The organism is Pseudomonas lalkuanensis, assembly GCF_008807375.1.
Classification (GTDB): Bacteria; Pseudomonadota; Gammaproteobacteria; order Pseudomonadales; family Pseudomonadaceae; genus Metapseudomonas; species Metapseudomonas lalkuanensis.
In genome coordinates this window covers 5,564,784-5,587,499 of the sequence record NZ_CP043311.1, presented here as the reverse complement: position 1 = coordinate 5,587,499, position 22,716 = coordinate 5,564,784, and the positions used below count along the sequence as shown (strand labels likewise).

At 65.3% G+C, this 22,716-nt stretch carries 11 protein-coding genes; 2 read left to right on the top strand and 9 right to left on the bottom strand.

What is annotated here, in order from left to right; all coding sequences use genetic code 11:
- Positions 1–28: 28 nt before the first annotated feature.
- The 4 genes from selO to FXN65_RS25705 form a co-directional block, all read right to left on the bottom strand.
- Positions 29–1,489, bottom strand: a complete 1,461-nt coding sequence (gene selO / locus FXN65_RS25720; protein ID WP_151137745.1) for a protein adenylyltransferase SelO — start codon at positions 1,487–1,489, stop codon at positions 29–31.
- Between the two features lie 53 nt (positions 1,490–1,542).
- Positions 1,543–4,887: a mechanosensitive channel MscK gene (gene mscK / locus FXN65_RS25715; protein ID WP_178119399.1), complete on the bottom strand. Its 3,345-nt coding sequence runs from the start codon at positions 4,885–4,887 to the stop codon at positions 1,543–1,545.
- 165 nt (positions 4,888–5,052) lie between these two features.
- Positions 5,053–6,795 carry a potassium/proton antiporter gene (locus FXN65_RS25710; protein WP_151137742.1) on the bottom strand — a complete coding sequence of 581 codons (1,743 nt, stop codon included), beginning with the start codon at positions 6,793–6,795 and terminating at the stop codon, positions 5,053–5,055.
- A 280-nt stretch (positions 6,796–7,075) separates the two neighbouring features.
- Positions 7,076–8,878 (bottom strand): acyl-CoA dehydrogenase, encoded by a 1,803-nt coding sequence (locus FXN65_RS25705; protein ID WP_151137740.1) that lies wholly within the window; start codon positions 8,876–8,878, stop codon positions 7,076–7,078.
- A gap of 136 nt (positions 8,879–9,014) precedes the next feature.
- Here FXN65_RS25705 and FXN65_RS25700 point away from each other — a divergent pair, with 136 nt between their 5' ends.
- Positions 9,015–9,854: a 23S rRNA (adenine(2030)-N(6))-methyltransferase RlmJ gene (locus FXN65_RS25700; RefSeq protein WP_151137737.1), complete on the top strand. Its 840-nt coding sequence runs from the start codon at positions 9,015–9,017 to the stop codon at positions 9,852–9,854.
- A gap of 7 nt (positions 9,855–9,861) precedes the next feature.
- On the opposite strand, the gene FXN65_RS25695 is transcribed toward FXN65_RS25700, so the two are convergent.
- The 5 genes from FXN65_RS25695 to aceE all read right to left on the bottom strand — a co-directional run bounded on the left by FXN65_RS25695 (position 9,862) and on the right by aceE (position 19,502).
- Complete coding sequence (locus tag FXN65_RS25695) at positions 9,862–11,109, bottom strand: HD-GYP domain-containing protein (RefSeq protein WP_151137735.1); 1,248 nt, start codon at positions 11,107–11,109, stop codon at positions 9,862–9,864.
- 67 nt (positions 11,110–11,176) lie between these two features.
- The gene (gene msrA, locus FXN65_RS25690; protein ID WP_151137732.1) at positions 11,177–11,824 is read right to left on the bottom strand and encodes a peptide-methionine (S)-S-oxide reductase MsrA; all 648 of its coding nucleotides are present in this window, start codon (positions 11,822–11,824) and stop codon (positions 11,177–11,179) included.
- A gap of 70 nt (positions 11,825–11,894) precedes the next feature.
- The gene (locus FXN65_RS25685; protein WP_151137730.1) at positions 11,895–14,591 is read right to left on the bottom strand and encodes a sensor domain-containing protein; all 2,697 of its coding nucleotides are present in this window, start codon (positions 14,589–14,591) and stop codon (positions 11,895–11,897) included.
- Between the two features lie 256 nt (positions 14,592–14,847).
- Positions 14,848–16,845, bottom strand: a complete 1,998-nt coding sequence (gene aceF, locus FXN65_RS25680) for a dihydrolipoyllysine-residue acetyltransferase (protein WP_151137727.1) — start codon at positions 16,843–16,845, stop codon at positions 14,848–14,850.
- Positions 16,846–16,856: 11 nt separating this feature from the next.
- Positions 16,857–19,502, bottom strand: a complete 2,646-nt coding sequence (gene aceE, locus FXN65_RS25675) for a pyruvate dehydrogenase (acetyl-transferring), homodimeric type (RefSeq protein ID WP_151137725.1) — start codon at positions 19,500–19,502, stop codon at positions 16,857–16,859.
- Between the two features lie 280 nt (positions 19,503–19,782).
- Here aceE and glnE point away from each other — a divergent pair, with 280 nt between their 5' ends.
- Positions 19,783–22,716, top strand: coding sequence for a bifunctional [glutamate--ammonia ligase]-adenylyl-L-tyrosine phosphorylase/[glutamate--ammonia-ligase] adenylyltransferase (gene glnE, locus FXN65_RS25670; protein WP_151137722.1), 2,934 nt, complete (start codon positions 19,783–19,785; stop codon positions 22,714–22,716).

The following is a 22,716-nucleotide window of genomic DNA, read 5'->3' as shown; positions in this document are numbered from 1 at the left end:
GCAAGCTGGCTCCTACAGGGATCGCCGCTCAGGACGAGCAGCTGATTTCCAGATGCTTGCCCCATTCCGGCGGACGCTCGGCATAGCGTTCCATGCCTGGCTGCTCGTCGAAGGGACGGGACAGCACATCGTGCAACTGGCGCACCTCTGAGTAATCGCCTTGCTGGGCGGCCTCGATAGCGCGCTGGGCCAGGTAGTTGCGCAGGACATACCGGGGGTTCACGGCGTGCATGCGTGAGCGGCGCGCTTGCTGGTCGTCGCCCTCCAGCGCCGCGCGGGCCCGGTAGTCGGCAGCCCATGCATCGAAGCCGGCCAGGTCGACGAAATCTTCCCGCAGTTTGCGCAGTGCCTGCTCCGGCGCCTCATCTCCCAGGCGGCGGAAGAACTGGCTGTAGTCCACGGCGCTGCCCTGCATCAGCTGCAGCAGGCGCTGCACCAGCGCCTCGTCGGCATCCCCGGCGGAGGTGAAGCCCAGTCGCCGGCGCATCAGGTCCAGGTAGTGGGCCTGGTAGAGCGGCAGGAAGAGGTTGAGGGTCTCGCGCAATTGCTCGACTTCGACGTAAGGCGTCAGCGCCTGGGCCAGGGCGGCAAGGTTCCAGTGGGCGATGGGCACCTGGTTGCTGAAGCTGTAGCGGCCACTGTCGTCGGAATGGTTGCAGATGTGGTTGGCGTCGAAGTCGTCGAGGAATGCGTAGGGCCCGTAGTCGAAGGTGATGCCCAGGATCGACATGTTGTCGGTGTTCATCACGCCGTGGCAGAAGCCGTAGGCCTGCCAGAAGGCGATCAGTTCGGCATTGCGTTCCAGTACCTCGCGGAAGAAGGCCGCCCAGGGCTGCTCCTGTTCCAGGCAATGCGGGAAATGGCATGCCATGACGTGCCGGCCGATGGCTTCGAGCTGCTCGTGCTGGCGTGTGTAATAGAAGTATTCGAAATGGCCGAAGCGCACATGGCTCGGCGCCAGGCGCAGCAGCATGGCGCCGGTCTCGCGGGTTTCCCGGTACACCGGACTGGACGAGCCGGTCACGCACAAGGCGCGGCTGGTGGGAATGCCCAGGGCGTGCAGGTACTCGCTGGCGAGGAACTCGCGAATCGAGCTGCGCAGTACCGCGCGGCCATCACCCATGCGTGAGTAGGGCGTCTGCCCGGCGCCCTTGAGGTGCAGGTCCCAGTGCTCGCCGGCGTCGTTGAGCACCTCGCCCAGCAGCAGGCCGCGGCCGTCACCCAGACGCGGGTTGTACGCACCGAACTGGTGCCCGGAATAGACCATCGCCCGCGGCTCCGCCCCGGACCAGAGCTTGTGTCCGGAGAACAGCTCGGCGAACACCTGGGTATCCGCCTCGGCCGGGTCGAGGTCGAGCAGCGCCATGGCCGCCGGGCTGGCCACCACCAGGCGCGGCTCGGCGATGGGCTCGGGCAGCACCTCGGTGGAGAACGCGTCGCCCAGGCGGGCGAAGCGGTTGTCGAACTGCAGTTCGTCGAGTGTCTTCATGGCTTCAGCTTGTCATGCCGCCGGGGCGTTCGGAAGAACCTGGATGGCGTGGCTCATCGGGACTCCGGAACCGGCACCTTGTCCTTGACCGGTATCGATACGGCGTCGACTTCGTCCTCGGCGTGCTTCTCGATCCGGCGGGTGAGGGTAACGTCCATCTTCGGCACGCTGGAGGTGTTGATGTCGTGCTCCTTGAACAACTGGTCGATGCGCCGGTTCAGTTCGTCGGTAGCCAGGCCGCGATCGCCCAGTTCGCGCACGTAGATCTTCAGCTCATGCTCCAGGGTACTGGCGCCATAGGTCTTCAGTTGCACGGTAGGCGCCGGGTCGCGCAGCACGCGCGAGTTTTCCGTGGTGGCCTGCAGGAGCAGCTTGCGCACCAGTTCCAGGTCGAGATCGGAGCTGCGGTTGACGTTGTACACCAGCACGATGCGGGTGACGGTATCGGTCAGCGTCCAGTTGATCAGTTGGCTGGTGAGGAAGGTCTGGTTCGGCACGATCACTTCCTTGCGGTCGCTGTCGGTGATGTGCGTGGCGCGGATGCGGATGCGGTTGACCGTGCCGGTGACGGTACCGATGGTCACCAGGTCGCCGATGCGCACCGGGCGCTCGAACAGCAGGATCAGGCCGGAAATGAAGTTGGCGAAGATCGCCTGCATGCCGAAGCCGATACCCACCGATAGCGCGGCCACCAGCCATTGCAGCTTGTCCCAGCTGACCCCGAGGGTGGACAGCGCACTGACGAAACCGATGCCGGCGATGGCATAGGACAGCAAGGTAGTGGTGGCGTAGGCGCTGCCCTGGGCCAGCTTCAGCCGCGACAGCACCAGTACTTCCAGCAGACCCGGCAGGTTGCGCGCGAGCGCCGTGGTGATGCCGGCGATGATCAGCGCGCCGAGCACATCCAGCATGCTGATGGGGACCTGGGTGGTAGCGTCGCCGGTGCCCGTGGAGTACTGGTAGAGCGTCACTTGGTCGAGGTAGGCGAACACGCTGATCAGGTCGGCCCAGACCAGGTACAGGCAGGCAAGGAACACGCCCAGCAGCGCCAGGCGGATCAGGCGCAGTGACTGCTGGTTGACCTTCTCGATGTCCAGGGCCGGCTCTTCCACCACCACTTCCTCGCCCTCGGCGTTCTCCTTGGTCTGCGCCTGGCGCTTGGCGAGCACCCGCTGGTAGGCCAGGCGCCGTGCGGCTACGGCCAGGCCGCGGACGAAGGTGGCCTCCACCAGCAGCAGGAGAATCAGCAGGTAGAGCGTGGTGATCAGGCGGTCAGTGAGCTTGAGCGAGGTGTAGTAGTAGCCGAAGCCCACCGCCACGATCAGCGCCAGGGGCAGCAGGGTGAAGGCGACGCCGATCAGGAGGCGGAAGGGCGAGGTCTGCTCGCGCATCGGTTCGGCCAGCAGCAGGTTGCTCAGCACCAGGGTCATCAGGGCATAGCAGCTCAGCACCACGATCACGCCGATGATGTCGTCGGCCAGGGCGGCAGGCTGGTGCTCGGCCACGGTGACGATGGCCACCAGGGCCATGACCACGCCGCCTAGGCGGCGGATCTGGCTACGCAGGAAAGCGACCTGCGGGCGATCCCAGTGGAAGTGCAATTCGGCGATGCCGCCCGGGGCGAGGATGCGGTAGAGGGTGTAGAACACCATCCAGGCCTGGGCCATCTCCATCAGGGCTGCACCGAGCGTGGCGTTCTGGCCGCGTGCGTCGATCTGCAGGGCAAGGCCACAAAGCAGCAGGAACAGGCTGACGGGCAGGGCCAGCAACACGGTGAGGAACAGGGCCACGGGCGTGTGCACCTGGCTGTCACGCTTGAAGTGGCCGACGTCCTGGTTGATCTCGTTGAGCCTGGCGTAGATATAGCGGCGCTTCCATAGCAGACCGCCGATCAGCAGCAGTAGCGGCAGGAACAGCCAGGGCCGGTCCATCAGGCCTTCGCCCAGTTCGCGCACGCCCGAGCCCCAGGGCATCTCGGCCAGCTGGCGTTCCAGCATGTGCGGGGTGGATTTAAGCCAGTTGAAGTCCAGTGGCTTGTTGCTGGGAATCCAGAACATCTGCTCATCGAGGGTGTTGCGCAGGGTCTGGGAGGTTTCCTGCAACTGCTTCTGGTTGAGCTGCAGGGTGATGGATTCGTTGAGCAGGTTGTTCAGCTCGCGACTCAGGCGATCGAGCAGTTCGCTGCGGGTACTGATCAGGTCCGTGAGCATGGTGCGCAGTTCCGGGGTGATCTGCTCCGGCGGCTGGTCGGCAAGCAGTTCGTCGACATAGGCCTGGGGATTGCCCAGTTTGTCGCGCTGCTGGTTCAGCTCGAACTGGTAGAGGCGGATGTCGGCGATTTCGTCGGCCAGGTTCTTGTCCAGGTGCAGTTGCGGCAGCGCCTGCTTCTGCTGATAGAGGATCTTGGCCAGCAGCAGGCTGCCCTTGAGCACGCTGATCTGTTCTTCCAGGGCCTGGTCGGCCTGGCTGAGGCTGTCCAGTTGCTGGCGGGTCTGCAGGTTCTGCCGGGTCAGTTCGTTGAGGCGGTCGGTAGAGCGCAGCAGGTAGTCGGACATCTTCAGGTTGATGGCGCTTTCCTTCGCCACCAGGCTGTCCGGCGTGGTCTGATCGGCGTCTCGGGAGAGCTCGGCGACTGTCTGTTCCGAGCTTTCCCGGCGCATTTCGTTGATCAGCGACTGCAGGTCCAGGGTTTCCTGCTCCAGGCGGCGGATACGCTCCACGAGCAGGTCGCGACGGCTGTTGCCGAGGTCCTGCAGCAGGCTGTTACCGGCCAGTTCCTCGCGGCGCAGCTCGGTCTGGGCGGCGAGGGCGGCCTGCTCGGCGGTGAGCAGGGCGCGCTGCTCTTCGCTGATGGCCTTGCCGCTGTCCTTGCCGGTCTTGAGGATGGCGTTGATCTGCTGGATGCGGGTCTGGTTGGCGCTGATCTCGGCCTGGGCCCGCTCCGGACGGGTCTGGGAGGTGATGATCAGGCTGTTGGCCTCGGCCAGCGACTTCTGCCGCTCGGCCAGTTCGTTGCTGCGCTCATCCAGCAGCTTTTCCAGTTGGATGAGCTCGGATTTGCCGTAGCGCTCCTTCACCGGCACCGGCGGGCTGGTCTTCAGCCGCGCCAGCTCTCGCTGGGCCTCGCCGACCAGGCGCGGCGCATCGTTCAACTGGCGCTTGAGCGCCGCAAGGCTCTGCTCGCTCTCCTTCTGGTTGGCGACGAAGGTCTGGGTCTGTTCCTCGACCGAGGGCTTGGCCTGGGCCTCGCCTTCGGCAGGCTTGCTATCGGCTGGCGCAGTGGCGGGTTTGGGAACGCCAACGCCAACGCCGGTGGCAGGGGCGGCCTGCAGGTAGGCCGGAGTCAGGCACAGGCCCAGCAGGGCGGCGGCAATAAAGGTGCGCAAGGAAGCAATCATCGCGATCAGGCAGCTCGGGTTCAAATGCGGCTAATGATATGCCACGGCGGCCTTTGCGGGGCTGCCGGGCACGAGCGGTTGTGATCCGGGTTCGCGAATTGGCGAACCCCAGGTTTCCATGGCGGGGGCCTGAAGGTCCGGGAGGGCCGTCGCAGAGGGGGTTCCCTAGAGGAACAGCCCCGGGCGGCCCTGACCTTCGGGGAATTTGACGCCCACCTTGCGCACCTTGTTCCCCTCCATCAGAGCAACGGTCCAGGTCAGGCCGTTCCACTCCACCTGGTCGCCCACCACCGGTTCGCCGCCGATTTCGTGGGCAATGAAGCGGCCGAGAGGCTGTTGGCCATCCTGCTCGCCGAGCTTGAGGCCATAGAGCGAAGCCACGGCGGAGAGCTGGGCGTCGCCTTCCAGCACGAAATCACCGAAGAAGCGCAGGTCGAGGCCGCGTTGCGGTGCCTGGCTGAACAGCTTGCCGAGGGATGGAAGGTCATGCTCGTGGCCCACCACGCAGAGGATATCGCCGGCTTCCAGGGTGGTACTGCCCGAGGGGTGCAGCAACTCCCGGCCACGGAACAGTGCCGCGATACGGGTGCCTTCCGGCATCTTCAATTCGCGCAGGGCGGCGCCGATGCACCACTTTTCAGCACCCAGGCGGTAGACGAACAGCTCCCACTCGCTGGTGGGGTGCACTTCCAGGCCAGCGCGGGAGATGGGCGCGGGCTCCGGCGGTACGGTGACGCGCAGCAGCTTCGCGGCCCAGGGCAGGCTGGTGCCTTGCAGCACCAGGGACACCAGCACGATGAAGAAGGCCACGTTGAAGAACAGCTGGGCGTTGGGCAGGCCGGCCATCAGCGGGAATACCGCGAGGATGATGGGCACCGCGCCGCGCAGGCCGACCCAGGCGATGAAGGCCTTCTCGCGGTCATGGAAGGCGCGGAACGGCGCCAGGCCGAGAAAGATCGACAGCGGGCGGGCGATCACGATCATCCAGAGCGCCAGGCCCAGGGCCGGCAGGATGATTGGGAAGAGCTCATGGGGCGTCACCAGCAGGCCCAGCACCAGGAACATGCCGATCTGCGCCAGCCAGGTCAGGCCGTCGAGCATGTGTAGGATGCCGTGGCGGGAGCGGATCGGCCGGTTGCCGAGGAACAGGCCGAACAAGTAGACGGCGAGGATGCCGCTGCCGTGCACGGCGTTGGTCAGGGCGAATATCAGCAGGCCGCCGGCCACCACCAGCAGGGGGTAAAGGCCGTTGGCCAGGGTGAGGCGGTTGATCAGTTGCAGCATCAGCCAGCCGCCGGCGAAGCCCATCAGGGTGCCGACGCCGAATTGCTGGACGATGTGGACGACGAAGCTCCAGCTGAAACCGGATTGGCCGGTAGCGAGCATCTCGATCAGGGTTACCGTGAGGAACACGGCCATGGGGTCGTTGCTGCCCGACTCGATTTCCAGGGTGGCACTGACCCGTTCGTTGAGGCCGCGTCCGCCGAGCAGGCTGAACACCGCCGCCGCGTCGGTGGAGCCGACGATGGCACCGATCAGCAGGCCTTCCAGGGTGCTCAGGTTGAACAGCCAGGCCGCTGCGACGCCGGTGAGCCCAGCGGTGACCAGCACCCCGATGGTGGCCAGGGACAACGATGGCCAGAGCGCCACACGGAAGGTCGCCGCGCGGGTGCGCATGCCGCCGTCGAGCAGGATGATCGCCAGCGCCAGGTTGCCCACCAGGTAGGCTTGGGAATAGTTGTTGAAGACGATGCCGCCGGGGCCATCGCTGCCGGCGAGCATGCCGACCACGAGGAAGACCACCAGGATGGGGACACCGAAGCGCGATCCGAAGGCACTGACCAGGATGCTCATGCCTACCAGCACCGCGCCGATCAGGAACAGGCTATTGACGGTGGCGGCATCCACTGGCGGCTCCTTGCATTAGGGGGGATGGACTACGGGACATGCAGGGGGCGCATGCCGAGGAATTCTAACCTGCCGGTGGCAAGGCTCTGCAAGATTTCATGCAGGGTCCTTGCCAGCGACGGGAAGCCGTTGGGCAGGCGGAGTGGTTCGAGGTTCCGGGAAGGGGAGAAAGGACGATGAAGAAGCCATTGATGGCGTTTCGGGTGCTGTTATAGGCGTCTTCTCCGGAGCAATAAAAAAACCCCGCATGTGCGCGGGGCGTGAAGAACCCTGGAAAGGGCTAGAACCAGTTGTCCTGCATGGCCAGGCAGGTGTCGTCGCGGGCTTCCAGCAGTGCCAGTTCGTGGTGGCAGCCGGGCACTTCCCAGGTGAGGAAGTAGCGCGCGGCCTGCAGCTTGCCGCGGTAGAAGTCGGCGTCCGCCGCGTTTCCACGGGCCAGGCCCTGTTCCGCGCGGATCGCCTGTTCCAGCCAGCGCCAGCCGATGACGGTGTGACCGAACACCTTCAGGTACAGCGCCGAATTGGCCAGTGCTGCGTTGACCTTGCCCTGCATCAGGTCACCGAGCAGGGCCAGGGTGACGCTGGAAAGCCGTGCAACCAGTTGCTCCAGCGGCTGGCGCAAGGCGTTCAGCGACTCGTACGCGGTGGCGCGTTCGCAGCACTCGTTGATCAGCCGGGTCAGTTGCTTGAGGCCGGCGCCCTTGTTCTGCGTGAGCTTGCGGCCCAGCAGATCGAGGGACTGGATGCCGTGGGTGCCTTCGTGGATCGGGTTCAGGCGGTTGTCGCGGTAGTACTGTTCCACTGGGTATTCACGGGTGTAGCCGTGGCCACCGAGGATCTGGATCGCCAGTTCGTTGGCCTTGAGGCAGAACTCCGAAGGCCAGGATTTGACGATCGGGGTGAGCAGGTCGAGTAGTTCGTGGGCCTGCTGGCGCTCTTCTTCGGTGGCCAGCGTCTGGGTGTCATCGAACAGGCGCGCGGAGTAAAGGCCGAGATCGAAGGCGCCTTCCACGTAGGCCTTCTGGGTCAGCAGCATGCGGCGCACATCGGCGTGCTGGATGATCGATACCTGGGGGGCGGTCGGGTCCTTGCCGTCCGGCAGGCGGCCCTGAGGACGTTCGCGGGCGTATTCCAGGGAATAGAGGTAGCCGGCGTAGCCGAGCATTACCGCGCCCATGCCGACGCCGATGCGCGCCTCGTTCATCATCTGGAACATGTAGGACAGGCCGGCGTGGGGCTTGCCCACCAGATAGCCGACGCAGTCGCCGTTATCGCCGAAGTTCAGCGCAGTGGACGTGGTGCCGCGATAGCCCATCTTGTGGAACAGGCCAGCCAGGATCACGTCGTTGCGCTTGCCGAGGGAACCGTCGTCGTTGACCAGGAACTTGGGCACGATGAACAGCGAAATACCCTTCACTCCGGGCGGTGCGTCCGGCAGCTTGGCCAGCACCATGTGCACGATGTTCTCCGACAGCGGGTGGTCGCCGCCGGAAATGAAGATCTTGTTGCCCTTGATGCGGTAGGTGCCGTCGGCGGCCGGTTCGGCGCGGGTGCGGATATCCGACAGGGACGACCCGGCGTGGGGCTCGGTGAGGGCCATGGTGCCGAAGAAGCGGCCGTCGATCATCGGCTGCAGGAAGCGCTGCTTCTGTTCCTCGCTGCCGAAACTTTCGATCAGGTTGGCCGCGCCCATGGTCAGGAAAGGGTAGGCCGAGCTGCCGACGTTGGCCGACTGGAAATGCGCGAAGCAGGCCTGGGAAAGCAGGGTTGGCAGTTGCATGCCGCCTTGCTCGAAGCTGCGGGTGGCATTGAGGAAGCCGGCTTCGAGGAAGGCGTCGACTGCCGGCTTCACTTCCGGGATCAGGGTAGCGGCGCCATCCACGTACTCCGGTTCCTCTTCGTCGCCCTTGCGGTTGTGCGGGGCGAAGAATTTCTCGGCGATGCTGCGGGCGGTGCCCAGGGCTGCGTCGAAGGTTTCGCGGTTGTGCTCGGCGAAACGCTCGCGCTGGGTCAGGGCTTCGGCGTCCAGGACTTCGTAGAGCTCGAAGGCCAGGTTGCGGGAACTGAGCAGGGTCTCGGGCATGATGGCTCTCCGGTTGGATCAGCCGAGTCTAGATCGGTGAATTAAGGGCGCCTAGCAACATCCATGAGCGTGATAAAGCCGGTGAAGCCGCGGTGAACCCGGGACTGGTAGAATGCGCGCCTTGCGAGGACTCCCCATGAACTACCGCCATGCCTTCCACGCCGGCAACCATGCCGATGTGCTCAAACACTTCACCCTGGCCCGCCTGATCGCCCTGCTGTCGCGCAAGGAGGCGCCCTTTGCCTACCTGGACAGCCATGCCGGTGTGGGCCTCTACGACCTCCTGGGCGACCAGGCCAGTCGCACCGACGAATGGCGCGAAGGCATCGGCCGCCTGTGGGACCTGCCCGACCTGCCGGCGCCCATGGCGGATTACCTGAAGGTCGTTCGCGAGCTGAACCCGGACGGCAACCTGCGCTACTACCCCGGCTCGCCTGAGCTGGCGCGACGTCTGACGCGTCCCCAGGACCGGCTGCAGTTGAACGAAAAGCACCCCGAAGATGGCCTGCTGCTGAAAGACAACATGGCCGGTGATCGCCGCGTTGCCGTGCACCTGGGCGAGGGTTGGCACATTGCGCGGGCGCTGCTGCCGGTGCCGGAAAAGCGCGCACTGATGCTGATCGACCCGCCGTTCGAGAAGGCCGACGAACTGGAGCGCTGCGTCACCGCGCTGGGCGAAGCCATTGGCCGCATGCGCCAGACGGTGGTCGCCATCTGGTATCCGATCAAGGACCAGCGCCAGCTCAAGCGTTTCTACCAGGGCCTGCAGGCCAGCGGCGCCCCGAAGATGCTGCGGGCGGAATTGCGCGTGCATGCCGCCGATACGGCCGACTCCGGGCTGAACGGTTCCGGGCTGGCCATCGCCAACCCGCCGTGGGGCATCGAAGACGAGCTTCGCCAGACCCTGCCCTGGCTCGCCGAGCGCCTGGCACAGAGCAAGGGCGGCTGGCAGCTGGACTGGCTGATCGAGGAGTGATCCGGGCTCAGACGCGACCGGGCTGCGGTTCGATGTAATAGCTCAGTTGCCGGCGAGGGCTGAGGTACTCCAGGACCTCCAGCGGCAATTGCGCCGGACGCAGGCTGCGGGCGATGGACAGGCGTGGCTCCTGCGCAAGGTCCAGGATCAGCGCCTCCTGCTTGGGAATGGCGGGGTCATGGAGGATCAGCGTCGGTTTCAGCGGCTGGGCAGGGGGCACGCCCAGCACCAGGGCATAGCGGTCATCATCGAGCTGCACCAGGCTGCCGGGCGGATAGACGCCCATGGCGCGAATGAAGGCTTTCAGCGCCACTTCGTCGAAGCGCTGGCGCTGCTGCTTGAACATCAGCGCCAGGGCCTCGTGGGGACTCACGGCGCTGCGCGGGTCGAGCGGGTTGCACAGGTTGTCGAACTGGTTGGTGATGGCCACCAGCTTGCTCAGGCGGCCGATGCCCGCTTCCTTCAGGCCACGCGGGTAGCCGCTGCCATCGCAGTGCTCGTGGTGCTCATGGATGATCCGCAGCACTTCGTCATCGAGCATCAGGCGCTGCCCCATCTTCAGGCCGAAGTCGGTATGCAATTGCAGGAGCTGTTGTTCGGGCCTGGTCAGCGGCTCGCTTTTCAGCAGCACCTTGCTCGGGACTTCCATCTTGCCGATGTCATGCAGCAGTGCGCCGAGCCCCAGGCTGTGGCAGGCCTCGGTATCCAGGCCGAGCTGACGGCCCAGCAGCAGGGACAGCACGGTGACGTTCAGGGCGTGGAAGTAGCTGTCCTCGGCGGCCTTGCCGGTGATGCTGTGGAGGACCGCGCCCGGCTCGCCCAGAAGGGTTTCCACCAGTTCGCCGACGATGGCGCCGGCCTGCTTGACGGCCTCCTCCGGCCGGCTGCGCAAGGTCTGGTTGAGCGTCTTGACCTGCAGGCTGGCCTGGATGAAGCGCCGGTCCACTTCAGCTACGCGCTGGCGTAACAGGCGGAGCTTCTCGGTTCGGGCTTCGCGTGCGCGGGCGCCTGGATCTTCCACGACCGGCGGCGGTGGCGCCTCGGGAGCGGTGAGGGGCAGGGGTTCGCAATCGCTGCGGGCGGGGTCATAGCGCAGCCGCTGCAGCCCTAGGGCCTGCAGCGCGCGAACCTGCGCTTCGTCCTTGATCCTGAAGTTGCTGAAGGCGAAGTCGTGCTCCCACCAGCCCACTTCCAACTGGATGTAGAGGCCGATGCGGAGTTGTTCGGGCTGGATGTAATGGGGACGGGGCGGCATACCGAGTGACTGGTGGCTACTGGCCAGTGGAGTCTAATCCTTCGGCAACCGCCCTGCCTGCCCTTCTTCAGGCGGGCAGACACACTCCGGTGCCACCCAGGCCGCAATAGCCGCCGGGGTTCTTCGCCAGGTACTGCTGGTGATAGGCCTCGGCGTAATAGAAGGCAGGCGCTTCGCCGATTTCCGTGGTGATGGCGCCGAAGCCGGACTTTTCCAGCTCGGCCTGGAACATCGCCTGGCTGGCCCGGGCGGCGGCCAGCTGGGCCTCGTCGTAACAGTAGATCGCCGAGCGGTACTGGGTGCCGACGTCATTGCCCTGGCGCATGCCCTGGGTCGGGTTGTGGGCTTCCCAGAACACCTTCAGCAACTGCTCGAAGCTGGTTTCCCGCGGGTCGAACACCACCAGCACCACTTCGGTGTGCCCGGTCAGGCCGGAGCAGACTTCGTCATAGGTGGGGTTCGGGGTGAAACCGCCGGCGTACCCCACGGCGGTGGTCCAGACCCCCGGTTGTTGCCAGAAGCGCCGCTCGGCACCCCAGAAACAGCCCAGGCCGAACTGAGCCACTTGCAGGCCGGCGGGGAAGGGGCCTTGCAGTGGGCGGCCGTTGACATAATGGCTGTCGGGCACTGGCATCGGCGTTTCTCGGCCGGGCAGGGCCTGGGAGGCGCTGGGCAGCTCGAGTTTGTGGGCGAGTATTTGCGAACGCAGGACCATCAGCCATCTCCTCGGGAATGCAATGAATCCCGATGTTACCCCGATTGCGCGGTGGTTTTTCAACGGCTGTTCAGGTGCCCTTGCGGCAGGGGTAGCGGCCGAGGTTCTCGAACAGGTGCTTGCCGGAAATCGGCTTGTCGAAGAGGTAGCCCTGGCCGACATCGCAGTGCTGGCGGCGCAGGAAGCCGAGCTGCGCCGCGGTTTCGATGCCTTCGGCGACGACCTTGAGCTTGAGCTTGTGGGCCATGGCGATCACGGCCGAGGTGATCTCCTTGTCGTCCTGGTTCTCGGGAATGTCCTTGATGAAGCTGCGATCGATCTTGATCACGTCGATGGGGAATTTCTTCAGGTAGCTCAGCGAGGAGTAGCCGGTACCGAAATCGTCCATCGCCAGGGTCAGGCCCAGGCTCTTCAGGTTATTGAGCTGGTGACGGGTCTCGTCGGTGGCTTCCAGCAGCAGGCCCTCGGTGAGTTCCAGCTCCAGTCGCCTGGGCGGCAGCTGTTCCTCGTTGAGGATGGCGGCGATGGAGCCTACGAGGTCAGGGTCGCTGAACTGCTTGGGCGACAGGTTGATCGCCACTTGCAGGTCCCCGAGGCCGGCGGCGGTGAGGCGCTTGCTCATCCGGCAGGCTTCGCGGATCACCCATTTGCCGATGGGGATGATCATGCCGGTTTCTTCCGCCACGCTGATGAACTGGTCCGGGCTGATCATGCCCTTCTCCGGGTGGTGCCAGCGCAGCAGGGCTTCCATGCCGAGCAACTGGCCGCTCTTCAGGCACAGCTTGGGCTGATAGAAGACTTCCAGCTCGTTCTGGGCCAAGGCGCGGCGCAGGTTGTTCTCGACGAACAGCTTGTAGCTGGCTTCGGCGTTCAGTGCTTCGGTGAACAACTGGAGCTGGTGCTTGCCGTTGGCCTTGGCCTTGTGCAGCGCCAGGCCCGCGTGCTTCAACAGGGTCTGCGGGTCGCGCCCGTGCAGGGGGGCGCAGGCGAGGCCCAGGGAGCCGGTGACGCTGATCAGCTGGTTGTCGACGAACAGCGGCTTGTCCAGGGTCTGCAGGACCTGGGCGGCGATCTTCTGGCCGCTTTCCAGGTCGGCGCCGTCGAGCAGCACGGCGAATTCGTTGCTGGCAAAACGCGCCAGGACGCCATTGGGGGAGAGGCTGTTGCGCAGGCGCCGCGCCAGGCTGACCAGCAGTTTGTCGCCGGTCTGGTGGCCAAGGCTGTCGTTGATCCGCTTGAAGTTGTCGATATCCACCAGCAGCAGGCAGAGCGGGGTGTCGCGGTCGCTGTGGAAGCGCTCTTCGACGGTGCGGATGAAATAGGGGCGGTTGCCGAGGCCAGTGAGGTTGTCGGTGTAGGCCAGCTTCTCGATGCGCTGCTGCGCCAGCTTGCTCTGGGTGACGTCTTCGTAGATGCCGATGTAGTGGGTGAGCTCGCCGTGCTCGCCGAATACCTTGGAAATCGACAGCTGGCCCCAGTAAGGCTCGAGGTTCTTGCGCCGGCTGCGGAACTCGCCCTGCCAGCTGTTGCAGGCCGCCAGCCCCGAGCTGGTATCGAACAGCAGCTCGCTGAGGTTCTCCAGTGCCGGCAGGTCCGCCAGGCGCCGGCCGTGCACTTCATCGGCGCTGTACTGGGTGATGGCGGTGAAGCTCGGGTTGACGTACTCCACCAGTCCGTCGCGATCCACCAGCAGGAAGGCGCTGGCGCTCTGCTCAACGGCCCGCTGGAACAGATGCAGGGCATTGGTGGCGTGGCGTCGCTGCTGGTTCACCAGGACCTGGGCGAACTGGTCGGCCAGCTCGCCGGCGAAGGCGATCTCATCGGCCTGCCAGAGTCGGGATGTGCCGGTGTGTTCCAGGCAGAGCACGCCGACCACCTCGCCGCCGATGCGGATGCTGGCGTCGAGCAGGGCGGTGATGCCCTCGGGCTTGAGGTATCCCTGGGCGAGCTCGCTGGTGCGGGGGTCGTTCTGGGCATTGTGGGCGTCGATTGCGCGGCCGCTGTGCAGGGCTTCCAGGTAGCGCGGGAACGGGCTCATATCCATGGTGCCCGGGTGTTCGTGGTGGTCCTCGTTGCGGCGGAACAGGCTGACTGCCGCCAGTTGGCTGCCGTCGAGCATCCAGATGCTGGCGCGCGCCACGTCATAGGCCTCGCAGGCCGCCTGGGTGATGAGCCGCGCGGCTTCCTCGGCCGGATTGCTGGAGGTGTAGCGATGGCGTGCCAGACGCACGATCAGGCTCTGCTGGGCACGGGAGCGGATCAGGTGCTGCAGGTGGTCGTCCTTGGAGCGCTGGAAGAGTTCCAGTGAAGTACGCAGCTGGCTGTTCTGCGCCTCCAGGTCGAGGTTCTTCTGCCGTTCCTTGTATTCGGCGGGATCGTTCACCACCAGCAGGTAGCCGCGCAAGAGCTGGCGTCCATGCTGCTGGAAGGTCTCTCCGATTTCCTGCAGGCACAGCGGGCCGTCTGGGGCGTGCAAGGTGTACTGGATGGAGTAGTGCGGATGCCGCGCCAGTTGCAGCTGCACCTCGTCGTGCAGCCGGTAGCGGCTCTCCGGTTCCATCAGGCTGGCGTAGGGCGCGTCGATCAGGGCGCAGAGTTCGCTCGCAGGAAGGCCCAGGGTGCGTTCGCAGGTCGGATCGAGGAAAAGCATCGCCCAGCTGGCTTCATTGAGCCGCTCGAAACGCATCAGGCCCAGCCTCGACGGGACGGGCAACTGCGTCACTATCTCGGCCACCGTACGGCTGGCGGCATCGGGATGGCTCTTCATCGGGCGCTGGGCTTCCACTTCTCTGACCGGGAGAGGGTCCGGCCTACATCATCAAAGCATCGGGCAAGGGTGCATCATGATGATGGCACTGGCAAGCGCGCCGCGCGGTGCAATTGGCGAGCGGATGAGGGGCAGCAGGAACTGTGCGTAAGTGCACAGTCGCCTTGTGGAGGGGCTGTCGAACGGTCAAAAAAAACCCCGCCTCAGGGGGGCGGGGTTGAGGTACGAGCGTGGCGTGCTCGCGAATAGCAACGAGTTACAGCAGCATGGTGCGGATGTCCGCCAGTACGTCGCCGAGGCGCTTGGTGAAGCGCGCGGCGGCGGCGCCGTTGATCACGCGGTGATCGTAGGACAGCGACAGCGGCAGCATCAGGCGCGGCTGGAAAGCCTTGCCGTCCCATACCGGCTGCATGGCGGCCTTGGATACTCCCAGGATTGCCACTTCGGGCGCGTTGACGATCGGCGTGAAGCCGGTGCCGCCAATGTGGCCGAGGCTGGAGATGGTGAAGCAGGCGCCTTGCATGTCGTCCGCCGAGAGCTTCTTGGTCCGGGCTTTTTCAGCCAGGGCGGCGGCTTCGGCAGCCAGTTGCAGCAGGCTCTTCTGGTCGACGTTCTTGATTACCGGCACCAGCAGGCCGTCCGGAGTGTCCACGGCGAAGCCGATGTGCACGTACTTCTTGCGGATCAGCGCCTTGCCGCTGGGGGCCAGGGAGCTGTTGAAGTCCGGCAGTTCCCTGAGCAGGTAGGCGCAGGCTTTCAGCAGCAGCGGCAGGACGGTCAGCTTGACGCCGGCCTTCTCCGCCACGGCCTTCTGGGCTACGCGGAAGGCTTCCAGTTCGGTGATGTCGGCCGAATCGAACTGGGTCACGTGCGGGACGTTGAGCCAGCTGCGATGCAGGTTGGCGGCGCCGACCTGCATCAGGCGGGTCATCGCCACTTCTTCGATTTCACCGAACTTGCTGAAGTCCACGGCCGGGATCGGCGGGATGCCAGCGCCACCGGTGGCGCCGGCGGCAGCTGCTGCCGGGGCTTCCTTGGCCTTCTGCATCATGGCCTTGACGTGCGCCTGCACGTCTTCCTTCAGCACGCGGCCGTGCGGGCCGGTGGCCGGAACATCAGACAGCTCGACGCCGAACTCGCGGGCCAACTGGCGAACCGCCGGACCTGCGTGGACCTTGGCGCCGCTGGAGCGGGCCGGCACGCCGGTGGTGTTCGCGGCGGCGGCGGCCAGCGAGGCGATGGCCGAGACCTCGGCAGCAGCGACCGGATGGGCACCCTCGGGTATACGGTGTACCGACTGCGCAGCGGCGGCCGGAGCCGAAGCTGCTGCCGGGGCGGCGCCCGCAACCTTGAGCTTGAGGATCAGGTCACCGGTGCCGACTTCGGCGTCCAGCTTCACCTCGACGCTTTCCACCACGCCGGCAGCCGGCGAGGGGATTTCCATGCTGGCCTTGTCCGATTCCAGGGTGATCAGCGACTGCTCGGCTTCGACGCTATCGCCAGCCTTGACCAGGATCTCGATGACCTTGGCCTTGCCGGCCGAGCCGATGTCCGGAACCTTGACGTCCTGCACCGAGGCTGCGGCCGCCGGTGCGGGGGCAGCAGCCGGAGCAGCGGCAGCGGCCGGTGCGGCGGCGGGCGCAGCAGCCTGGGCCGGAGCCGGGGCTGCCGCAGCGGCGCCGGCAACGCGCAGTTTGAGGATCAGGGCGCCAGTACCGACGTCGGCGTCCAGCTTGACCTCGACGCTCTCCACCACGCCTGCGGCAGGGGAGGGGATCTCCATGCTGGCCTTGTCGGATTCCAGGGTGATCAGGGACTGCTCGGCTGCGACGGTGTCGCCGGCCTTGACCAGAATCTCGATGACCTTGGCGGTGCCGTCCGAGCCGATGTCCGGCACGAAGACTTCCTGCACGCTGGAACCGGTGGCCGCCGGGGCGGGGGCCTGAGCCGGTGCAGCGGCGGGCTTCTCTTCAGCCTTGGGCGCGGGTGCGGCAGCCTGCGCGGGCGCCGCGGCGGCGGCACCCTCGACTTCCAGCTCCAGCAGTTCGTCGCCTTCCTTGAGGCGGTCGCCCAGCTTGACCTTCAGGCTCTTGATCACGCCGGCCTTGGGGGCCGGGATTTCCATGCTGGCCTTGTCGGATTCCAGGGTCAGCAGGCTCTGATCGGCTTCGATGCGGTCGCCAACCTTGACGAACAGCTCGATCACTTCACCTTCGCCGCTGCCGATGTCGGGTACGCGAATCAGTTCACTCACAATGCGTCTCCTCAGCAGTCCAGCGGGTTGCGTTTTTCGGGATCGATGCCGAACTTGGCGATGGCTTCCGCCACGACCTTGGGTTCGATCTCGCCGCGGTCCGCCAGGGCTTCCAGGGCTGCCAGGACTACCCAGTTACGGTCCACTTCGAAGAAGTGGCGCAGCTTCTTGCGGCTGTCGCTGCGGCCGAAGCCGTCGGTGCCAAGGACCTTGTATTCCTTGCTCGGGACCCATTGGCGAATCTGGTCGGCAAACAGCTTCATGTAGTCGGTGGAGGCCACGACCGGGCCCTTGCGGCCGGTCAGGCACTGTTCGACGTAGCTCTGCTTCGGCTTCTGCTCCGGGTGCAGGCGGTTGTGGCGCTCGATCGCCAGGCCATCGCGGCGCAGCTCGTTGAAGCTGGTGACGCTCCAGACGTCGGCGCCGACGTTGAACTCGTCGCGGAGGATCTTCGCCGCTTCGATGACTTCGCGCAGGATGGTGCCCGAACCCAGCAGCTGCACGTGGTGCGCGGCTTCCTTCTTGTCCTCCTCCAGGAGGTACATGCCCTTGATGATGCCTTCCTCGGTGCCTGCCGGCAGGGCGGGCTGGGTGTAGGCCTCGTTCATCACGGTGATGTAGTAGAAGATGTTCTGCTGTTCTTCGGTCATCTGGCGGATGCCTTCACGCACGATCACCGCCAGCTCGTAGCCGAAGGTGGGGTCGTAGGTGCGGCAGTTCGGGATGGTGGCCGCCATGATGTGGCTGTGACCGTCCTCGTGCTGCAGGCCTTCGCCATTGAGGGTGGTGCGGCCGGCGGTGCCGCCGATCAGGAAACCACGGGCGCGGCTGTCGCCAGCCGCCCAGGCCAGGTCGCCGATACGCTGGAAGCCGAACATCGAATAGAAGATGTAGAACGGCAGCATCGGCTGGTTGTGGTTGCTGTAGGCGGTACCAGCAGCGATGAAGGACGACATGGCGCCCGCCTCGTTGATGCCTTCCTCGAGGATCTGGCCCTTCTTGTCCTCGCGGTAGAACATCACCTGGTCCTTGTCGACCGGCTCATAGAGCTGGCCCACGGACGAGTAGATGCCGAGCTGGCGGAACATGCCTTCCATACCGAAGGTACGGGCTTCGTCCGGGATGATCGGGACGATGCGCTGGCCGAGTTCCTTGTCCTTGACCAGCTGCGCCAGGATGCGCACGAAGGCCATGGTGGTGGAGATTTCACGGTCGCCCGAGCCGTCGAGGATGGCCTTGAGGGTTTCCAGCGGCGGGGTCGGGATGCTGAAGCTGTTGACGCGGCGCTGCGGCACGTAGCCACCCAGGGCGGCGCGGCGCTCGTGCAGGTACTTGTACTCGGCGCTGCCTTCCTGCGGGCGGAAGAACGGCAGCTTTTCCAGGTCTGCGTCGTTGACCGGGATATCGAAGCGGTCGCGGAACTGCTTCAGGCTCTCGACGTCGACCTTCTTGGTGTTGTGGGCGGTGTTCTTCGCTTCGCCCGCACCGGTGCCGTAACCCTTGATGGTCTTGGCCAGGATGACGGTGGGCTGGCCCTTGTGATTGACCGCCTGGTGGTAGGCCGCATAGACCTTGTAGGGGTCGTGGCCGCCACGGTTGAGCTTCCAGATCTCGTCGTCGGAAAGGTCCTTGACCATTTCCTTGAGTTCCGGGGTGTTGAAGAAGTTCTCACGGACGTACGCGCCGTCCTTGGCCTTGTAGTTCTGGTACTCGCCGTCGACCACTTCGTCCATGCGGCGTTGCAGGGCGCCATCGGTGTCCTTGGCGAACAGCGGGTCCCAGAAGCGGCCCCAGACCACCTTGTTGACGTTCCACTGGGCGCCGCGGAAGACGCCTTCCAGTTCCTGGATGATCTTGCCGTTGCCGCGGACCGGGCCGTCGAGGCGCTGCAGGTTGCAGTTGATGACGAAGATCAGGTTGTCCAGCTTTTCGCGGCCGGCCAGGGAAATGGCCCCGAGGGATTCCGGCTCGTCGCACTCGCCGTCACCCATGAAGCACCAGACCTTCTGCTTGCCGGCGGGGATGAAGCCGCGGCTTTCCAGGTACTTCATGAAGCGCGCCTGGTAGATGGCCTGGATCGGGCCGAGGCCCATGGAGACGGTGGGGAACTGCCAGAAGTCCGGCATCAGCCAGGGGTGCGGATAGGAGGACAGGCCCTTGCCGTCCACTTCCTGGCGGAAGTTGACCATCTGCTCTTCGGTAATGCGGCCTTCCATGAAGGCGCGGGCGTAGATGCCGGGGGAAGCATGACCCTGGTAGAAGATCAGGTCGCCGCCGTGTTCTTCGGTGGGAGCCTGGAAGAAGTAGTTGAAGCCGATGTCGTAGAGAGTTGCCGAGGAAGCGAAGCTGGAAATGTGACCGCCCAGATCCGGGTCGTTCAGGTTGGTGCGCATCACCATGGCCAGGGCGTTCCAGCGAACCATGGAGCGGATGCGGCGTTCCATGAACAGGTCGCCGGGCATGCGGGCTTCGTGGGTTACCGGAATCGAGTTGCGGTACGGGGTGGTGATGGCGTAGGGCAGTTGGGTGCCGCTGCGGGTGGCCAGCTCACCCATGCGGGTCAGCAGGTAATGCGCGCGGTCTTCGCCTTCTTTGTCGAGTACGGACTCCAGGGAATCCAGCCATTCCTGGGTTTCGACGGGATCGAGGTCTTGCATGGCTTGCTCCAGGGCGGAAAGGCTTCCAGAATCGGATGCCAGTGGTCACGGCCGGCCTTGTGGGGCGGTCGCGGCGAAATTCTTGTTACCGGGGGTAGAACCGGGCTCGTGTAGTTTTACTACAAATCGACGAAGGTTTCAGCACTCTGGATACAATCTTTCGTAGTAAAACTACAGACTGCGCGGCGCAGTCGGCTGAAAGCCCCGAGTTAGAGCTGTTCCGCCACCGCTGCGCCAGCTACGGGTCCAGCCTCGGCCCGCAGCCCAGAAAGGATAGACCATGAGCCTGCCGTCGCTGGCCGCCTTGCCGGCCAACCTTCAGCCCAGCGCCGATCGGGCGCTGTCTGCCTTCCGCACTGCCCTCTCCGATCAGGTCCAGGATTCCGCCGGTTGGTCCGACGAACGGCAGCAGTCGTTCGGTCGTGTCACCGCCGCCAGTGATTTCGTAGCAGAGCAGGCCCAGCGTGATCCGTCGATGCTGCTGGCGCTGGCCGCTTCCGGCGAACTGGAGCGGCCGCTGGCGCCCGGCGAGTTGCGCGCCCAGGTCGCGCAATTGCTGGTCGACTGCACGGAAGAGGATGACCTTGGCCGTCGCCTGCGCCGTTATCGCAATCGCCAGCAGCTGCGCATCATCTGGCGCGACCTGACCCGGCAGGCCGATCTTGCTGAAACCTGCCGCGACCTCTCCGATCTGGCTGATGCCTGCATCGACCTCGCCTACCACTGGCTCTATGGCCGCCATTGCGCCCAGTTCGGTACCCCGGTCGGCCATCGCTCCGGCCAGCCCCAGCATTTGGTCGTGCTGGGCATGGGCAAGCTGGGTGCCCATGAATTGAACCTGTCCTCGGACATCGACCTGATCTTCGGCTACCCCGAAGGCGGCGAGACCGAAGGCGCCAAGCGCGCCCTGGATAATCAAGAGTTCTTCACCCGCCTTGGCCAGCGGCTGATCAAGGCACTGGACGTCATCACCGTGGACGGGTTCGTCTTCCGCGTGGACATGCGCCTGCGTCCTTACGGCTCTTCGGGGCCGCTGGTATTCAGCTTCAACGCTCTGGAGCAGTACTACCAGGACCAGGGCCGCGACTGGGAGCGCTACGCCATGATCAAGGCGCGGGTAGTGGGTGGCGACCAGGCCGCCGGCGCCCAGCTTCTGCAGATGCTGCGTCCCTTCGTCTATCGCCGCTACCTGGACTTCTCCGCCATCGAGGCGCTGCGCTCGATGAAGCAACTGATCCAGCAGGAAGTACGACGCAAGGGCATGACCGAGAACGTCAAGCTCGGCTCCGGTGGCATTCGCGAGGTGGAGTTCATTGCCCAGGCCTTCCAGTTGATTCACGGTGGACGTGACCTCAGCCTGCAGCAGCGCCCTCTGCTTACCGTGCTGGATACCCTCGAAGGCCAGGGTTACCTGCCGCCGCCCGTGGTGGCGGAGCTGAAGGAAGGCTACGAATTCCTCCGCTACACCGAACACGCCCTGCAGGCCATCGCCGACCGCCAGACCCAGATGCTGCCGGACAATGACCTGGATCGCGCTCGCGTGGCCTTCATCATGGGCTTCGAGGACTGGGCGACCTTCCTTGAGCGCCTGATGTACTGGCGTGGACGCGTCGAATGGCACTTCCAGCAGGTGATCGCCGACCCGGATGAAGAAGAAGGAAGCGACGGCGAAAGCTGCATCGGTGGTGAATGGCTGCCGCTCTGGGAAGAGGCGCTGGACGAGGAGTCCGCCTGCCGCCAGCTCGGGGAAGCCGGTTTCGCCGAGCCGGCCGCCGCCTGGCGCCGCCTCACCGACCTGCGCAATGGCCCCCAGGTGCGCGCCATGCAGCGCCTTGGCCGCGAGCGGCTGGATGCCTTCATCCCGCGGCTGCTGAGCCTCACCGTTGAGCACGGTAACCCCGACCTGGTGCTGGAAAGGGTCCTGCCCATGGTGGAGAAGGTGGCGCGGCGCTCCGCCTACCTGGTGCTGCTGAGCGAGAACCCCGGAGCCCTGCAGCGCCTGATCGAGCTTTGCGCCGCCAGCCCCTGGATCGCCGAGCAGATCACCCGTTTCCCGCTGCTGCTGGACGAGCTGCTCAATGAGGGCCGCCTCTATCGCCCGCCGCTGGCGCCGGAACTGGCAGCCGAGTTGCGTGAGCGCCTGACGCGCATCCCCGAGGACGACCTGGAACAACAGATGGAGGCCCTGCGCCATTTCAAACTGGCCCACAGCCTTCGCGTAGCCGCCTCGGAAATCGCCGGCACCTTGCCCCTGATGAAGGTGAGCGACTACCTGACCTGGCTGGCCGAGGCCATCCTCGACCAGGTCCTGGCCCTGTCCTGGCGCCAGACCGTGGCCAGGTACGGAACGCCGAAGCGCGCCGATGGCAGCCTGTGCGACCCGGATTTCGTCATCGTCGGCTACGGCAAGGTGGGAGGCCTGGAGTTCGGTCACGGTTCGGACCTGGACCTGGTGTTCGTCCACGATGGCGATCCCCAGGCCGAAACCGATGGCGCCAAGCCCATCGATGGCGCGCAGTTCTTCACTCGCCTCGGGCAGCGCATCATTCACTTGCTGACCACACAGACCACGTCCGGCGCCCTGTATGAGGTGGACATGCGCCTGCGGCCGTCCGGGGCAGCGGGGTTGTTGGTCAGCTCCTTGGGCGCATTCCAGCGCTATCAGGAGAGCGAAGCATGGACCTGGGAACACCAGGCGCTGGTGCGTGCGCGGGTCCTGGTAGGTTCGCCGCGGGTCGCTGCCGCTTTCGAGCAGGTGCGCCTGGCTGTACTCGGCCGCGAGCGCGACCTGCCCACGCTGCGGGCCGAGGTAAGCGAGATGCGCGCCAAGATGCGCGGTAACCTCGGCACCCGCGAAACCGCTGCAGGCACCGCTGCGAATGCCTTCGAGGCCGCGGCGGCCTTCGATCTGAAGCAGGATGCGGGCGGTATCGTCGATATCGAATTTATGGTGCAATATGCGGCCCTGGCCTGGTCACGACAGCACCCCGAGCTGGTGCGTTACACCGATAACATCCGGATTCTGGATGGCCTGGAGCAGGCGAAACTGCTGTCCGGCGATGAAGTGCGCCTGCTGCAGGAAGCCTACAAAGCCTATCGTTCAGCGGCTCACCGCCAGGCCCTGCAGAAGCAGCCCGGTGTGGTGAGCGGGGACCAGTTCCTTGCGGAGCGCCAAGGCGTGATGCGGATCTGGCGCGAGTTGGGCCTGAACTGA

What these genes read in the sequence shown, in the direction of transcription:
- FXN65_RS25685 (WP_151137730.1), bottom strand. Translation starts at nt 14,591, where the DNA reads ATGAAGAGCCATCCCGATGCCGCCAGCCGTACGGTGGCCGAGATAGTG.
- msrA (WP_151137732.1), bottom strand. Translation starts at nt 11,824, where the DNA reads ATGGTCCTGCGTTCGCAAATACTCGCCCACAAACTCGAGCTGCCCAGC.
- aceE (WP_151137725.1), bottom strand. Translation starts at nt 19,502, where the DNA reads ATGCAAGACCTCGATCCCGTCGAAACCCAGGAATGGCTGGATTCCCTG.
- selO (WP_151137745.1), bottom strand. Translation starts at nt 1,489, where the DNA reads ATGAAGACACTCGACGAACTGCAGTTCGACAACCGCTTCGCCCGCCTG.
- FXN65_RS25695 (WP_151137735.1), bottom strand. Translation starts at nt 11,109, where the DNA reads ATGCCGCCCCGTCCCCATTACATCCAGCCCGAACAACTCCGCATCGGC.
- FXN65_RS25705 (WP_151137740.1), bottom strand. Translation starts at nt 8,878, where the DNA reads ATGCCCGAGACCCTGCTCAGTTCCCGCAACCTGGCCTTCGAGCTCTAC.
- glnE (WP_151137722.1), top strand. Translation starts at nt 19,783, where the DNA reads ATGAGCCTGCCGTCGCTGGCCGCCTTGCCGGCCAACCTTCAGCCCAGC.
- FXN65_RS25700 (WP_151137737.1), top strand. Translation starts at nt 9,015, where the DNA reads ATGAACTACCGCCATGCCTTCCACGCCGGCAACCATGCCGATGTGCTC.
- mscK (WP_178119399.1), bottom strand. Translation starts at nt 4,887, where the DNA reads ATGATTGCTTCCTTGCGCACCTTTATTGCCGCCGCCCTGCTGGGCCTG.